Raw genomic sequence first — 14775 nt, 5'->3', positions numbered from 1 at the left:
GGCGGCCAGCACGGCGCCGGCCGTCACCAGCCCTCTGGAGATCCGCCTCCGGTACCCCGGGCTAGTCGAGGAGGGCGGCGATGGCCCGCGGTGACCAGTGGTCGCTGGCGCCGGGGCAGGCCGCGACGTAGGAGACGACCGCGTCCAGGTCCCAGGCGCCGGTGGCGAGCAGGCCCGAGGCCAGGAAGCGGAGGTACGGGGCGGAGGGGGGAACCCACTGCACGTCGTTGATCCCCCAGGGTGCCGTGAAGGTCAGGACCGGCAGGCCGTCGACCTGGCCGGGGCAGACCAGCGTCTCGTAGCGGCCCTCGCCCAGCACGGCACGCCCCCGGCTGAGGACGTCCGCCAGGTCCAGGTCCGCGCCCGGCCTCCGGTACATCTCCTGAGCGGCGATGTCGGCGAACTGGCCGGCGGTCACCAGGTGCGCCCGGGCCAGCACCCGCCCGCTCACCTCGGGGTCGTAGAAGGCGCGCCCGCCTCCCCACACGGGTGACCTGGTGGCGAAGTACATCGCGCCGGTCAGCTCCACGGGGATCGACCGGGCCGGCATGGCGGGGTCGCGGCACCCCGGGTACTCCCGGGCCCCGCCGGGCAGGTGCCCGCCCCTGAGATAGGCGGCGAGCCGGTCCAGGTGCACGTTGGAGCCGTAGGACGTGTACCAGACCCGCTCGGGATACCAGTCGAGCGGCAGGGTCGGATCGATGCTCGGTAGGGCCTTCACCTGGCGGTACTCCGTCGGTGTGCCGGGGCGGGGCTGATACGGGAACAGCCGGTACGAAAGAGGCCCCCTCCACGCTCGTGGAGAGGGCCTCTGCCCTGTTCAGGGCGGCTGTGGCTGGGGCCGGGGTCGAACCGGCGACCTTCCGCTTTTCAGGCGGACGCTCGTACCAACTGAGCTACCCAGCCACGGTGTTTCACGTGAAACACCAGCGGTCCTGACGGGATTTGAACCCGCGGCCTCCACCTTGACAGGGTGGCGAGCACTCCAAACTGCTCCACAGGACCAAGCGTGCGTGCAACAGTGTCGCACACGGTAATGCGTGCCCCCAACGGGATTCGAACCCGTGCTACCGCCTTGAAAGGGCGGCGTCCTAGGCCGCTAGACGATGAGGGCTATCGGCCCGCCTGGGCGCTTGTCAGCGCGTCGGGGACGTGAGAAGCATATGGGATGGCGCCGGGTATCGCCAAAACGGTTTACGGCGAGGTCGCGGGAGCCGTCGGAGACGGGGAGCGCGAGGCGCCCCTGACCCCCGGGGAGGGGGAGTGCGAGGCGCCGGGGCCGCCCGGCTGGTTCTCGTCCGCCAGGTGGCGGCTGACCTCCGCCGTTGTCAGCCCCAGACCGCCCAGCTTGATCGCGTCCCACGCCTGGAGCCGGTGGCTGTCACGGTCGAAGTAGAGGATCGAGGCCTCGATCGGGGCGGGGTACCTGCGCTCCACGGCCCGCAGCCCGCTGCCGCCGGTCGACCCCTCCATGCGCAACCGGGTGCCGTACGGCAGCAGCTCCGTGCCTTCGTGGTGCAGGTGCCCGCACAGCACCAGCGGCACCTCGCCGTCGGTCTCCCGGGCGGCGGTCGGCTCGTGCGCGATCGCCACGTCCACGGGGGTGTGTGCCGCCTTCTGGTCGCGCAGGGCGCTGGCCAGCCGGTCGCCCGCCAGCCGCTCGGACGCCTCACCGCCGGGTGCCGCCGAGCGGTCGGGGGTGAACTGCGGATCGCCGATGCCCGCGAACCGCAGACCCGCCACCGTCCGGGCCCGGCCGTCGTCCAGGACATGCACGTTCTTCATGCGTTCCAGGTAGCGCTGGGTGGTCCGCGAGTCATGGTTGCCGCGCACCCAGACGTACGGCACGCCCAGGTCCCGGATCGGGTCCAGGAAGCCGTTCTCCGCCGCCGAACCGTGGTCCATCGTGTCGCCGGAGTCGACGATCACGTTCACCTGGTACTGCTTCACCAGCGAGGCGATGATCTTCCAGCCGGCCGGGTTGAGGTGGATGTCCGACACGTGCAGGACCCGGATGGTGGAGGGGTCCGGCCGGTACGCCGGGAGCGTGGACGTGACGTCGTAGAGCTTCGTCACGTTCGTCACCAGGCGCGCCAGCTCCTGCTGGTAGACGTTGAATTCCGTGACGATGCTGCGGGCGTTGCCCACCACGGACGGCGCCGAGCTGAGCAGCCCGGAGAACCTCGGTTCCAGGACCGACTTCGGGTTCCAGGTGGCGTACGCCGACGCGCCCGAGGCGGCCAGCAGGACCAGGGCCAGCCCGCCGGCGGCCAGCGCCCGGCGCGGGCGGCGGTAGACGGCGAGGCCGAGGGCGGTGGCCCCCGAGACCACGGCGACGCAGGAGCGCACGGCCAGGTCCAGCGCGCCGTGCTGCACGTCCTGGGCGATCTCCTGCTGCAGGCCGGAGATCCGCTCCGGGTGGTCGACCAGCTCCTGCGAACGCAGCGGGTCCAGCTGGTCGACGTTCACGTCCAGACGGACCGGGGCCACATGGCTGTCCAGGCTGAGCGCGCCCAGCGGCGACACGTTGATCTTCGTACCGCCGGTCAGGGAGGGGCGCAGCGCCATCGTCGTGTCCATCGGGCCGACGGGGGCCCGTACGTTGCCGACGATCAGCAGACCCAGCCAGGCGCCCACCAGCACCACCGCGGCGAGACCGAGAGCGCGCAGCCAGGGGCGGGGGCGGGCGGCGGGTTCGAGGGAGGGCAGCGGGCGGGAGCGGTCCGTGGTGCGGTGCGAGGTCCGGGTCAGCATGGTGCTCAGGGCTGAGCGGGGGGCGCGGGCCATTGGTCCCGTATGCCCAGGTGCCACGGTGGATATGCGGCGCCGTTACCGGACAATGGCCCTGTGCTGGAGATGACGCGCGAGGAGTTCGAGGAACTGGTCGCCGAGGCGCTGGACCGGATCCCGCCGGAGCTGACACGGCTGATGGACAATGTCGCGGTGTTCGTCGAGGACGAACCGCCCGCCGACGATCCCGAGCTGCTCGGGCTGTACGAGGGGACACCGCTGACCGACCGGGGCGAGTGGTACGCGGGCGTCCTGCCGGACCGGATCACCGTCTACCGGGGGCCGACGCTCAGGATGTGCGAGAGCCGCGAGGACGTGGTCGCCGAGACCGAGGTGACCGTCGTCCACGAGATCGCCCACCACTTCGGCATCGACGACGCCCGGCTGCACGCCCTCGGGTACGGATGACCGGGCTCCGGTACGGATGACCGGGCACGGGCGTGCGGGGCGGGGGCCGGTGCACGCCGGGGCGGTGCGTGCGGGGCGCCGATGCGTACGGGGCGCGTGTCCTCTTGTGGGCGGCGGGAGTTGGGGAGGTTGACTTTCTTCCTTGCCCCCGGAGGTGGCCGCCGTGCGCCCCTTGTACGTACCCGTCCGTCTCGCCGCCGCGGTCCTGGCCGTCACCGCCGCCGCCGGCTGCGTGAACGTGGGCGACGACGCGGGCCGGGCCCGGCCCTCCCACCCGGCGGGGCAGCGCGGCGGCGAGGCGCCCGACGGCGGCCCGGTGGACGGCGTGGGCGGCCTCGCCCGGGAGCAGGGCAGCGTGGGGGACGGCAAGCACGGGCACGGCGGCAGGGCGAAGAAGGGGAAGTCGGCCTCGGCGTCGGCCACCCCGTCGGCCGCGCGCAGCGCCTCGCACGCGCCGGCCGCGCCGGGCCGGACCGTCCAGCCCGGGGACCCGGTGCCGACCGACGCCCCGCCGACGCCTCCGGCGGCCTCCGCCCCGCCCGAGCCGCCGGCCTCCACCCCGCCGCCGCCCGTCTCGGAGCCGCCGTCGGCCGAGCCCTCCTCGTCGGCGCACGAGGAGCCCGGCCCGCAGCTGGTGCAGCGGGAACCGGCGCCCCGGGCGGGGGCGCCCGCCTAGGCCCTCTCCTTCGGATCCCGACGGCGTCGCGGGGGCTGGCACGCTCGGGTCGGCAGGAACGCTCCGACACCCGAAGCCGACCCGAGCCGAAGGGGAGGACCAGGGCGTGACCAGGGTCTCCATGAGCCGGTTTGCCTTCAGGGGTGGGAGGTGCGTATGGTGGTAGATCGTTTGATCCCATTTGCCCGGCGCCACCACAGAGCGCGCCGTGTGGCGCGTACTCTCCTTTGCCGTGGCGGACCGCATTGAGGCGGTCGTGAGCGAAACACGGAGTTGACGGGCGCGTGCCGAAGAGACTCCGGAAGGTTTCGCATTCGCATGTCCGTGTCCAGTACTGACCAGATCGTCGTGTCCGAGAACGAGAACGACACCGAACTCATCGACGTGACGACCGAGGTCACCGAGGCCCCCGAGGCCGCTGACACCACCCCCCAGACCACCTTCGCCGACCTCGGCCTCCCCGAGGGCATCGTGCGCAAGCTCGCGCAGAACGGCGTGACGACCCCCTTCCCGATCCAGGCCGCGACCATCCCGGACGCCCTGGCCGGCAAGGACATCCTCGGCCGTGGCCGCACCGGCTCCGGCAAGACCCTCTCCTTCGGCCTGCCGACCCTGGCCCAGCTGGCCGGCGGCCGGACGCAGAAGCACAAGCCCCGCGCGGTCATCCTCACCCCGACCCGCGAGCTGGCCATGCAGGTCGCCGACGCCCTCCAGCCCTACGGTGACGTCCTCGGCCTGAAGATGAAGGTCGTCTGCGGCGGCACCTCCATGGGCAACCAGATCTACGCCCTGGAGCGCGGCGTCGACGTCCTCGTCGCCACCCCCGGCCGCCTGCGCGACATCATCAACCGCGGCGCCTGCTCCCTGGAGGACGTGCAGATCGCCGTCCTGGACGAGGCCGACCAGATGTCCGACCTGGGCTTCCTGCCCGAGGTCACCGAGCTGCTCGACCAGGTGCCGGCCGGCGGCCAGCGCATGCTCTTCTCCGCCACGATGGAGAACGAGATCAGGACCCTGGTCGACCGCTACCTGAACGAGCCCGTCCTGCACGAGGTGGACGCGGCCCAGGGCGCGGTGACGACCATGTCCCACCACATCCTCATCGTGAAGCCCAAGGACAAGGCGCCGGTCACCGCCGCGATCGCCTCCCGCAAGGGCCGCACGATCATCTTCGTCCGCACCCAGCTGGGCGCCGACCGCGTCGCCGAGCAGCTGCGCGAGTCCGGCGTGAAGGCCGACGCGCTGCACGGCGGCATGACCCAGGGCGCCCGGACCCGCACCCTGGCCGACTTCAAGGACGGTTACGTCAACGTCCTGGTCGCCACCGACGTCGCCGCGCGCGGTATCCACGTCGACGGCATCGACCTGGTGCTGAACGTGGACCCGGCCGGTGACCACAAGGACTACCTGCACCGCGCCGGCCGTACCGCCCGCGCCGGCCGTACCGGCACCGTGGTCTCCCTCTCCCTGCCGCACCAGCGCCGCCAGATCTTCCGCCTGATGGAGGACGCCGGCGTCGACGCGGCCCGCCACATCATCCAGGGCGGCGCCGCCTTCGACCCCGAGGTCGCCGAGATCACCGGCGCCCGCTCCATGACCGAGGTCCAGGCCGAGTCCGCGGGCAACGCCGCCCAGCAGGCCGAGCGCGAGGTCGCCCAGCTCACCAAGCAGCTGGAGCGCGCCCAGCGCCGCGCGACCGAGCTGCGCGAGGAGGCCGACCGGCTGGTCGCCCGGGTCGCCCGCGAGCGCGGCGACGACCCGGAGGCGGCGGTGGCCGAGGCCCAGGCGACGGCGGCCGAGCAGCTCGCCGAGGTCGAGGAGCCGGCGCAGCGCGAGACCGAGCGCGAGGAGCGTCCGGCGGCTTCGGCGCCGTACGAGCGCCGGGAGCGGCGCGGCTTCGACCGCGACCGTGGCTTCGAGCGTCGTGACGACCGTGGTGGCCGTTCCTTCGAGCGCCGTGACGACCGTCGTGACGACCGTGGTGGCCGTTCCTTCGAGCGTCGCGACGAGCGTCGTGACGACCGTGGTGGCCGTTCCTTCGAGCGTCGCGACGACCGTCGTGACGACCGCGGTGGCCGTTCCTTCGAGCGCCGTGACGACCGTGGCGGCCGTGGCTTCGAGCGCCGTGACGACCGCCGTGACGACCGTGGTGGCCGTTCCTTCGAGCGTCGCGACGACCGCGGCGACCGGGGTGAGCGCGGCGAGCGCCGTCCGTTCGACCGTGACCGTGGTGGCCGTACCTTCGAGCGCCGTGACGACCGCGGTGGGTTCCGCCGGGACGAGCGCGGTGGCCACCGGGGCAGCGACCGCCCGTTCAACCGCGACCGCCGCGACGACCGCCCGGGCTTCCGCACCGGCGGCCACGAGCGCCCCTACGGCCGCCGCGACGACCACCGCGGCAACGGCTCCTTCGGCCGCCGCGAGGACAAGCCGCGCTGGAAGCGCAACGGCTGACGCCCAGTGAGGCGGTGAAGCAGTAGCGCAAGGGCCCGTACGACACGTTCGTACGGGCCCTTCCGCGTGCCCGGGGGCGTTTTCCGGTCACCGGGTGACGCATGTCACGCCTCCGGCGAGGGAATTGCTGGGGGCATGACAGATGACCCGCGAGCGGCCGGACCGTCGGACGAGGAACGGCTGGCCCAACTCGGCTACACCCAGGTGCTCGCCCGCCGCATGTCGGCGTTCTCGAACTACGCCGTCTCCTTCACGATCATCTCGGTGCTGTCCGGCTGCCTGACCCTCTACCTCTTCGGCATGACCACCGGCGGCCCGGCCGTGATCACCTGGGGCTGGGTGGCGGTCGGTCTGATGACCCTGTTCGTGGGCCTGTCGATGGCCGAGATCTGCTCGGCGTACCCGACCTCGGCCGGCCTGTACTTCTGGGCCCACCGGCTGGCGCCCCCGCGTTCGGCGGCGGCCTGGGCGTGGTTCACGGGCTGGTTCAACGTGCTGGGCCAGGTGGCGGTGACGGCGGGCGTCGACTTCGGCGCGGCCTCCTTCCTCGGCGCCTACCTGAACCTCCAGTTCGGCTTCGAGGTGACCCCGGGCCGCACGGTGGCGCTGTTCGCCGCGATCCTGCTCCTGCACGGCCTGCTGAACACCTTCGGCGTGCGGATCGTCGCGTTCCTGAACAGCGTGAGCGTGTGGTGGCACGTCCTCGGGGTGGCGGTGATCGTCGCCGCGCTCGCGCTGGTCCCGGCCCACCACCAGTCGGCGTCCTTCGTGTTCACGCACTTCGTCAACGGGACGGGCTGGGGCAGCGGCCCGTACGTCGTCCTGCTCGGCCTCCTGATGGCCCAGTACACCTTCACCGGTTATGACGCCTCCGCGCACATGACCGAGGAGACCCGCGACGCGGCCACCGCGGGCCCGAGGGGCATCGTCCGCTCGATCTGGACCTCGTGGATCGCCGGCTTCGTCCTGCTCCTCGGCTTCACCTTCGCCATCCAGTCCTACGACCGCGAACTCGCGTCCCCCACCGGCGCCCCGCCCGCCCAGATCCTGCTGGACGCCCTCGGCGCCACGGCCGGAAAGCTCCTGCTGCTGGTGGTGATCGGCGCCCAGCTCTTCTGCGGCATGGCCTCGGTGACCGCCAACAGCCGCATGATCTACGCCTTTTCCCGGGACGGCGCGCTGCCCTTCTCCCGCGTCTGGCACACGGTCAGCCCCCGCACCCGCACCCCCGTGGCGGCGGTCTGGCTGGCCGCACTGGGCGCGCTGGCCCTGGGCCTGCCCTACCTGATCAACACGACGGCCTACGCGGCGGTGACGTCCATCGCGGTCATCGGCCTCTACATCGCGTACGTCATCCCGACCTACCTCCGGGTCCGCAAGGGCACCGCGTTCACCCCCGGCCCCTGGCACCTGGGCAGGTGGTCGGGGGTCGTCGGGATCGTCTCGGTGACCTGGGTCGTGCTGATCACGGTCCTCTTCATGCTGCCCCAGGTCTCCCCGGTCACCTGGAAAACCTTCAACTACGCCCCGGTGGCCGTCCTGGTCGTCCTCGGTTTCGCCGCGAGCTGGTGGCTGGCCTCGGCCCGCCACTGGTTCCTCACCCGGCGCCCGGCCCCGGATCCCATCCCGGCCGAAAAGTAACTATCCCCCCGCTTCCGCCGGCCCCGACGCGGCCGTGTCGCCGATACCCGATCGGCGACACGGCCGCGTCCGGCTATGCTCGGACAGGCATCACCGCACGGGCCGTTAGCTCAATTGGCAGAGCAGGGGACTTTTAATCCCTTGGTTGTGGGTTCGAGTCCCACACGGCCTACCGAGGGCGGGCGGGGGATATGGCCCCTGACCCGCGGCGCAGCGCCTGAGTTGGCTTCGGCCGGCTCGGGCGCCGCCTCGTTTTCGGGCCGGTGCGTGAGCGGTACGTGAGCGGGAGCACTCGTGGCCGGCGGATCGGCTGCGGTCTGACCGGGCCCCGGCCGGCTTCCGTCTCACCCGCGCGGTCACCGCGACCCTTCCGGCCCTCGCGGCCCTCCCGGCCCGCCGGTCCTAGCCCGCCGTCAGCTCGGTCAGCTCGGTCAGCTCGGTCAGTTCCGTCGGTTCCGTCAGTTCCGTCAGGGGCAGGGTGTGCTGGGTCCGGTGGACCTTCGCGCGCAGGTAGCGGACGTTGTGGGCCGTGGGGAAGACGCCGGTCGGCACCCGGTCCCGGACCGTGAGGCCCAGCGAGCGCAGCTGGCCGGCCTTGTCGGGGTTGTTGGACAGCAGGTCCAGCTCGGTGACGCCCAGGGCGGTGAGCATCTGCGCGGCGGCCGTGTAGTCGCGGGCGTCCTCCGGGAGGCCCAGGGCGGTGTTCGCCTCGTAGGTGTCGAGTCCCTGGTCCTGGAGGGCGTACGCGTCGAGCTTGTTGTAGAGGCCGATGCCCCGGCCCTCCTGCCGGAGGTAGAGCAGCACGCCGCCGTGGACGGCGATGCGCTCGACCGCCTCGCGCAGCTGCGGGCCGCAGTCGCAGCGGGCCGAGCCGAAGACGTCACCGGTCAGGCACTCGGAGTGCAAACGCACCAGCGGGACCGGCCCGGGCTCGCCGAGGACGAGGGCGAGGTGCTCCCGGCCGTCGGTGAGGCCGTGGAAGGTGACGAGTTCCGCGTCGGCGCCGTAGCCGTCGGCGAAGCGCAGGGGTACCCGGACGCGGGCGCGCGGGGTGGCGGCGGTGATGTCGGGCATGCGGGTCCCTCCCGGGAATGTGCTTCAGATTTGAAGCAGTGCTTCAACGGGACCCTACCTTTGCTTGAGAGTTAAAGCAATCAGCCGCTCGGGTCGCTACGGCGAGCAGGACGACCGGCGCCGCCACGGGACGTCCCCGGCGCCGGGCCCGGCGTCCTCGCCCTGCAACCCGCGCGCGATCCCGGTGCAGATCTCCTCCAGCTGCCCCACCTGTTCCGGCGTGAGCCGGTCGAACAGCGCGGCACGCACCGTCCCGACGTGCCCGGGCGCCGTACGCTCCAGTACGGCCGTCCCCTCGTCCGTCAGCACCGCGAGCGAGCTGCGCTTGTCCTGGCGGCAGTCCTCCCGGCGCACCAGGCCGTCCCGCTCCAGCCGGGTCACCACGTACGTCAGCCGACTGCGCGTGATCTTCAGCTTCTCGGCCAGGTCGGTCATGCGCAGCCGCCGTTCGGGGGCCTCGGAGAGGGTGGCCAGCACCGTGTAGAACAGGTGCGGCATGCCTCCCTCCTGCTGGAGCTGCCGGTCGATCGCGTCCTCCAGGAGGCGGGAGGCGGCGATGTAGGCGCGCCAGGCGCGCTGTTCCTCCGGGGTGAGCCAGCGGGTCGTCATGCCGCCAGTGTAGGTTTGTTTCAAACTTGAACCAAGCCGTACGACCGCGCCGGACCACTCGTACGGCCACCCGCCCCCCGCCTCCGGAAAAGAGAGCGCGCCGATGCCCCTGCCGTACGTGCTGCTGTCCGCCGCCGTCTCCCTCGACGGCTACCTGGACGACACCGGCCCCGAGCGGCTGCTGCTGTCCAGCCCGGCCGACTTCGACCGGGTCGACGCGGTACGGGCCGGCGTCGACGCCATCCTCGTCGGCGCCGGCACGATCCGCGCCGACAACCCCCGCCTGCTGGTCAACTCGGCCGAGCGGCGCGCGGCCCGCACGGCGGCGGGCAGGCCGGAGTACCCGCTGAAGGTCACCGTCACCGCCACCGGCGACCTCGACCCGGCCGCCCGCTTCTGGCACACCGGCGGCGACAAGCTCGTCTACTCCACCGACCGGGGCGCCGAACGGGCCGCCCGCCTCCTCGGGCGCACCGCCGACGTCGTCCCGCTCGGCCCCGCGCTGGACTGGCGGGACCTGCTGGAACACCTGCACGAGGTGCGCGGGGTCGGACGCCTGATGGTCGAGGGCGGCGGCACGGTCCACACCCAGCTCCTCCAGCAGGGCCTCGCCGACGAGCTCCAGCTGGTCCTCGCCCCGCTGTTCGTCGGCGACCCCGCGGCCCCGCGCCTGTTCGGGCCGGGCGCCTACCAGGGCGGCCGCCTGCGCCTGCTGGACACCCGCCGGATCGAGGACGTCGTCCTCATGCGGTACGCGCCGACGGCCCCCGGCACCGGCGCGCGGCCCACCGCCGCGGACCGCCACTGGCTGCGCACCGCCTGCGAGCTGGCCGCGCAGTGCCCGCCGTCGCGGACGGCGTTCAGCGTCGGCGCGGTGGTCGTCGCCGCCGACGGTACGGAGCTGGCCCGGGGCCACTCCCGGGAGGGCGCCGATCCGGTGGTCCACGCGGAGGAGGCGGCGCTCGCGAAGATCGCCCCGGGTGACGCACGGCTGCCCGGTGCCACGGTGTACAGCAGCCTGGAGCCCTGCGCCCGGCGCGCGTCCCGGCCGGCGCCCTGTGCGGAGCTGATCCTGCGGGCGGGGGTGCGGAGGGTCGTCACCGCGTGGCGGGAACCCGACACGTTCGTGCACGCGGCCGACGGGACGGGGGTGCTCGCGGCCGGGGGTGCGCGGGTGGTCGTACTCCCCGAACTGGAGGAGCTCGCGAAGGCGCCGAACGCGCACGTGCTGTGAGCGCCCGCCCGTCCGCCCCGGCGGACGGGCGGGAAAACACCCAGGGCCCGGAATCCTTGGGATTCCGGGCCCTGGGTTTCAGTAGCGGGGACAGGATTTGAACCTGCGACCTCTGGGTTATGAGCCCAGCGAGCTACCGAGCTGCTCCACCCCGCGTCGTTGTGACTCCAGTGTACGCCATGCGCGGGACCGCTCGCACACCCCTTTCGGTCCACCGGGGTCGCCCGGTGTCCCGGGGCCCGGAAACCTGGAGGTACGTCGGACATGTGGGAGACACGCGGTGCGCCCTGGAAAGGTGGAGGAGAGCCCGTACGCCAGGGCGGGCGGCCGGCTCCCCGGCGACCCCGTACCCGACCCGGGGCTCGGCGGCGGGCCCGCGCCGGCGCGGGCCCGCCGCCCGAGGCCGCGCGGTGTGGCCCGCGCGCTGCCCGCGCTCCTCGTCGGCTGCGGGGTCCTGTACGGCCTGCTCACCCCGGACGACTTCACCCCGGTCCCGTTCTTCACCGCCGCCCCGCTGGTCGCCGCGCCCCTGTCCGCGCTGCGCACCACCGTCCTCGCCGGCCTCGCCTCCCTCGCCGCCGCCTACGCCGTGCACACCGACGCCGGTGCCCACCCGACCGTGGGCACCGTCACCGACGTGGTCACCGTGGCCACGGTCGCCCTGCTCGCCGCCGCCATCAACCGGGTGGTCCGGCGCGGCGACCGGCGGCTCGCCTCCGCCCGGGAGATCGCCGAGGCCGCCCAGCGGGCCGTACTGCCGGAGCCCGCCGCGCGGATCGGCGGCTTCGAGATCGCCGCCTGCTACGAAGCGGCCCGCCAGGACGCGTTCATCGGCGGCGACCTGTACGCGGTGCAGGACAGCCCGCACGGCGTCCGGCTGGTCGTCGGGGACGTGCGCGGCAAGGGCATGGGCGCGGTGGCCGCCGTGGCCGTGGTGATCGGCGCGTTCCGGGAGGCGGCCGAGCAGGAGACCACGCTGGAGCGGGTGGCCGAGCGGCTGGAGCGGGCGCTGGCCCGCGAGGGCACCCGGCGGGACGGCATCGACGCCTTCGAGGGGTTCACCACCGCGGTCCTCGCCGAACTCCCGCACGACGACGGGGTGGTACGGATCGTCAACCGCGGCCATCCGCCGCCGCTGCTGCTGCACGCCGACGGCACGTTGTGCACCCTGGCTCCCGCCGAGCCCGCGCTGCCGCTCGGCATGGCCGACCTGGGCCGGTGGCCGGACCGGGCCACCGAGGCCCGCTTCCCGGGCGGCGCCACCTTGCTCTTCCACACCGACGGCCTCTCCGAGGCCCGGGACGCCCACGGCCGGTTCTTCGACCCCGGGCGGCGGCTCGCCGGACGCGTCTTCCCCGGGCCGGCCGCGCTGCTCGGCCGGCTCGCCGCGGACGTGCGCCGGCACTGCGGCGGTGACCTGACCGATGACATGGCGCTGCTCGCCGTCCGACGGCCATGACGGTTCCCACCGAAAGGCCCGGCCCGACAAAACGTTAATGATCAAGGCGAACGGCTTGGAAAGTGACTCGCAAGTCTATTAACGTTCGATAACGCAGCGCGGTCGTCCCAGCCGTCACCAGAGGCGGCTCCGTGCGCACGCGCCGAATCCCGCAAGGGAACCGGGGAACCACCACCTTGGGGTGAATCACGCGGATACCGCCGTGAACTCGTGCAGGTCACGCCGGTTATACGCGCGTAGGAGACCTTCCTGCTCCGAACCCGTCAGCTAACCCGGTAGGCGGCGGAAGGAAAGGAGCGCGCCCGCGTGGCGTCCAACCGGCCTGCCCCAGAAGCCCCGTTCATACCGGCCGAGCGCGAGACCGAGACCTTCGGGTACGGCTCCTACCGTGCCGCGGAGGGCCCCTGGGAGGAGTGGAATCCGACCGAGGAGTCCGTCACCCCGGTCCGTGGCCGGCACCGCGTCGCCAAGCAGCGCGGCGGCTTCGCGCGCAGCTCCACCGTCCTCGGCGTCGGCGTCATCGCCGCGGTCGGCGCGGGCGGCATGGCCAGCGCCAACACCGGCAAGCCACCGGTCTCCCTCTCCCTGCCGGACCTGCCCTCCGTCGGCTCCCTCTTCGCGCACGGCTCCGACGGCTCCCAGCCGGCCGAGGCCGCCACCGCCACGCTCAGCGGCGTCGCCGTGGCCACCGCCGACGGCGAGGACGGCACCGACGCGGGCGAGGCGCTGCGCAACCGGATCATGGCCCAGGCCGAGCATCAGCAGGGCCAGGCCGAGAGCAAGGCCACCGCCGCCGCGCTCGCCGCCGCCCACCGGCAGTCCGCCGACGCCGCCGCCCAGGCCGAGAAGGAGGCCGCCGCCCAGGCCGCCGCGGCCAAGGAGAAGGCGGAGGCCGCCGCCGAGAAGAAGGCCGAGGAGGCCCGGCTGGCCCGGCTGGCCAAGCAGTACACGCTGCCGACCTCCGCGTACACGATCACCTCGACCTTCGGCCAGGCCGGCTCGATGTGGTCCTCCGGCCACCACACCGGCCTCGACTTCGCCGCTCCCACCGGCACCCTGATCAAGGCCATCCACGGCGGCACGATCACCGAGGCGGGCTGGGCCGGTTCCTACGGCTACCGCACGATCCTCACCCTGGACGACGGCACCGAGCTGTGGTTCTGCCACCAGTCCTCGATCAACGTCAAGGCCGGCCAGAAGGTCTCCACCGGCGAGGTCATCGGCCGCGTCGGCGCCACCGGCAACGTCACCGGCCCGCACCTGCACCTGGAGGTCCACCCGGGCGGCCAGCCCGGCGCGATCGACCCCATGGCGTGGCTGCACGGCAAGGGCCTCACCCCCTGACACCCGCGCTCCGCGGGGGGCTTTGCGAATTTCGGCGCCGGCGGCGGAATGCGATCTTCTGCCGCCGGCGTTGACATGTCGTATGACGTCACTTCGCCAACTGGGCACTTCCGACCTCCAGGTCTTCCCGCTCTCCCTGGGCGGCAACGTCTTCGGCTGGACCGCGGACGAACAGACCTCCTTCGCCGTCCTCGACGCCTACACGGCGGCCGGCGGCAACTTCATCGACACCGCCGACGCCTACTCCGCCTGGGTCGAGGGCAACCAGGGCGGCGAGTCGGAGACGATCATCGGCAAGTGGGTCAAGGCCCGCGACAACCGCTCCGATGTCGTCATCGCCACCAAGGTCAGCCAGCACCCGCGGTACCGGGGGCTGTCCGCCGCCAACATCAAGGCCGCGGCCGACGCCTCCCTGCGCCGCCTGGACACCGACTACATCGACCTCTACTACACCCACTACGACGATCCCGAGGTGCCGGTCGAGGAGATCATCGGCACGCTGGACGAGCTGGTGAAGGCCGGCAAGGTCCGGCACATCGCCGCCTCCAACATCACCGCCGAGCGCCTCAGGGCATCCCTGGAGTTCTCCGACCGCGAGGGCCTCGCCCGCTACGTCGCCCTCCAGCCGCACTACAACCTGGTCTCCCGGGACACCTACGAGGGCCCGCTGCAGGACCTCGCCGTCCGCGAGGGCCTGGCCGGCGTCCCGTACTTCTCCCTCGCCTCGGGCTTCCTCACCGGCAAGTACCGGCCCGGTACGACCGTCGACAGCGCCCGCGCCGGCGGTGCCGAGAAGTACCTCGGCACCGAGCGCGGCCAGAGGGTCCTCGCGGCCCTGGACGAGGTCGCCGCGGCCCACGAGGCCCCGGTCGCCACCGTGGCCCTGGCCTGGCTCGCCGCCCAGCCGTCGATCACGGCCCCGATCGCCTCCGCACGGACGGTGGAACAGCTGCCCGCGCTGGTGGGGGTGGCGGACCTGAAGCTGACGGACACCGAGCTGACCCGGCTGACGGAGGCCTCCGCCTAGCTAGGTCCTTTCCCTCGGACCGGGCCGGCTTCGGGTGGCGGTGCTTCCGGCGCCCCGCG

12 protein-coding genes, 5 tRNA genes and 1 riboswitch are annotated in these 14775 nt (G+C 72.9%); of the genes, 9 read left to right on the top strand and 8 right to left on the bottom strand.

From position 1 onward, the window contains the following. Nucleotides 1–61 precede the first annotated feature (61 nt). From ACZ3ZD_RS32465 to ACZ3ZD_RS32445, 5 genes are all read right to left on the bottom strand, one after another. Nucleotides 62–721, bottom strand: coding sequence for a histone deacetylase (locus ACZ3ZD_RS32465; protein WP_467405360.1), 660 nt, complete (start codon nt 719–721; stop codon nt 62–64). A gap of 111 nt (nt 722–832) precedes the next feature. Then, nucleotides 833–906: transfer RNA gene (locus tag ACZ3ZD_RS32460), tRNA-Phe, on the bottom strand. Nucleotides 907–930: 24 nt separating this feature from the next. Next, a tRNA-Asp gene (locus ACZ3ZD_RS32455) sits at nt 931–1005 on the bottom strand. A 36-nt stretch (nt 1006–1041) separates the two neighbouring features. Beyond that, nucleotides 1042–1114 (bottom strand) — tRNA-Glu (locus ACZ3ZD_RS32450). 80 nt (nt 1115–1194) lie between these two features. Beyond that, nucleotides 1195–2754, bottom strand: coding sequence for a metallophosphoesterase family protein (locus ACZ3ZD_RS32445; protein ID WP_467405358.1), 1560 nt, complete (start codon nt 2752–2754; stop codon nt 1195–1197). 93 nt (nt 2755–2847) lie between these two features. Here ACZ3ZD_RS32445 and ACZ3ZD_RS32440 point away from each other — a divergent pair, with 93 nt between their 5' ends. From ACZ3ZD_RS32440 to ACZ3ZD_RS32420, 5 genes are all read left to right on the top strand, one after another. Then, nucleotides 2848–3198, top strand: coding sequence for a metallopeptidase family protein (locus ACZ3ZD_RS32440; protein ID WP_030348836.1), 351 nt, complete (start codon nt 2848–2850; stop codon nt 3196–3198). 163 nt (nt 3199–3361) lie between these two features. Further along, nucleotides 3362–3874: a hypothetical protein gene (locus ACZ3ZD_RS32435; RefSeq protein WP_467405354.1), complete on the top strand. Its 513-nt coding sequence runs from the start codon at nt 3362–3364 to the stop codon at nt 3872–3874. Between the two features lie 318 nt (nt 3875–4192). Beyond that, a complete protein-coding gene (locus ACZ3ZD_RS32430; protein ID WP_467405351.1) occupies nt 4193–6328 on the top strand; it encodes a DEAD/DEAH box helicase in 2136 nt (711 codons plus the stop codon). 135 nt (nt 6329–6463) lie between these two features. Beyond that, entirely contained in the window at nt 6464–7969 is a 1506-nt protein-coding gene (locus tag ACZ3ZD_RS32425; protein ID WP_467405349.1) for an amino acid permease, read from the top strand. Between the two features lie 99 nt (nt 7970–8068). Then, nucleotides 8069–8141: transfer RNA gene (locus ACZ3ZD_RS32420), tRNA-Lys, on the top strand. 230 nt (nt 8142–8371) lie between these two features. Here ACZ3ZD_RS32420 and ACZ3ZD_RS32415 read toward each other — a convergent pair. Both ACZ3ZD_RS32415 and ACZ3ZD_RS32410 read right to left on the bottom strand, forming a co-directional pair. Next, on the bottom strand, nt 8372–9043 hold the full coding sequence (locus ACZ3ZD_RS32415; protein ID WP_467405345.1) for a GTP cyclohydrolase II: 672 nt from the start codon (nt 9041–9043) through the stop codon (nt 8372–8374). Nucleotides 9044–9139: 96 nt separating this feature from the next. Beyond that, nucleotides 9140–9652, bottom strand: a complete 513-nt coding sequence (locus ACZ3ZD_RS32410) for a MarR family winged helix-turn-helix transcriptional regulator (RefSeq protein ID WP_467405344.1) — start codon at nt 9650–9652, stop codon at nt 9140–9142. 103 nt (nt 9653–9755) lie between these two features. Here ACZ3ZD_RS32410 and ACZ3ZD_RS32405 point away from each other — a divergent pair, with 103 nt between their 5' ends. Further along, nucleotides 9756–10886, top strand: a complete 1131-nt coding sequence (locus tag ACZ3ZD_RS32405; RefSeq protein WP_467405341.1) for a dihydrofolate reductase family protein — start codon at nt 9756–9758, stop codon at nt 10884–10886. An 82-nt stretch (nt 10887–10968) separates the two neighbouring features. On the opposite strand, the gene ACZ3ZD_RS32400 is transcribed toward ACZ3ZD_RS32405, so the two are convergent. Then, nucleotides 10969–11042, bottom strand: a tRNA-Met gene (locus tag ACZ3ZD_RS32400). A gap of 124 nt (nt 11043–11166) precedes the next feature. On the opposite strand from ACZ3ZD_RS32400, the gene ACZ3ZD_RS32395 reads away from it, so the two are divergent. From ACZ3ZD_RS32395 to ACZ3ZD_RS32385, 3 genes are all read left to right on the top strand, one after another. Beyond that, complete coding sequence (locus ACZ3ZD_RS32395; RefSeq protein WP_467405338.1) at nt 11167–12345, top strand: PP2C family protein-serine/threonine phosphatase; 1179 nt, start codon at nt 11167–11169, stop codon at nt 12343–12345. 130 nt (nt 12346–12475) lie between these two features. Further along, nucleotides 12476–12642: riboswitch (cyclic di-AMP (ydaO/yuaA leader) on the top strand. A gap of 9 nt (nt 12643–12651) precedes the next feature. Beyond that, nucleotides 12652–13689, top strand: coding sequence for a M23 family metallopeptidase (locus ACZ3ZD_RS32390; protein ID WP_467405335.1), 1038 nt, complete (start codon nt 12652–12654; stop codon nt 13687–13689). Between the two features lie 82 nt (nt 13690–13771). Continuing rightward, complete coding sequence (locus ACZ3ZD_RS32385) at nt 13772–14716, top strand: aldo/keto reductase (RefSeq protein WP_467405332.1); 945 nt, start codon at nt 13772–13774, stop codon at nt 14714–14716. Nucleotides 14717–14775: the final 59 nt, after the last annotated feature.

It is taken from the genome of Streptomyces sp. NPDC023481 (assembly GCF_055560195.1).
This window is presented reverse-complemented; position numbering and strand designations above follow the sequence as displayed.

Bases quoted from the DNA above. Each gene is read 5' to 3' on its own strand.
- ACZ3ZD_RS32445 (WP_467405358.1), bottom strand. From the start codon at position 2,754: ATGCTGACCCGGACCTCGCACCGCACCACGGACCGCTCCCGCCCGCTG.
- ACZ3ZD_RS32430 (WP_467405351.1), top strand. From the start codon at position 4,193: ATGTCCGTGTCCAGTACTGACCAGATCGTCGTGTCCGAGAACGAGAAC.
- ACZ3ZD_RS32425 (WP_467405349.1), top strand. From the start codon at position 6,464: ATGACAGATGACCCGCGAGCGGCCGGACCGTCGGACGAGGAACGGCTG.
- ACZ3ZD_RS32415 (WP_467405345.1), bottom strand. From the start codon at position 9,043: ATGCCCGACATCACCGCCGCCACCCCGCGCGCCCGCGTCCGGGTACCC.
- ACZ3ZD_RS32410 (WP_467405344.1), bottom strand. From the start codon at position 9,652: ATGACGACCCGCTGGCTCACCCCGGAGGAACAGCGCGCCTGGCGCGCC.
- ACZ3ZD_RS32405 (WP_467405341.1), top strand. From the start codon at position 9,756: ATGCCCCTGCCGTACGTGCTGCTGTCCGCCGCCGTCTCCCTCGACGGC.
- ACZ3ZD_RS32385 (WP_467405332.1), top strand. From the start codon at position 13,772: ATGACGTCACTTCGCCAACTGGGCACTTCCGACCTCCAGGTCTTCCCG.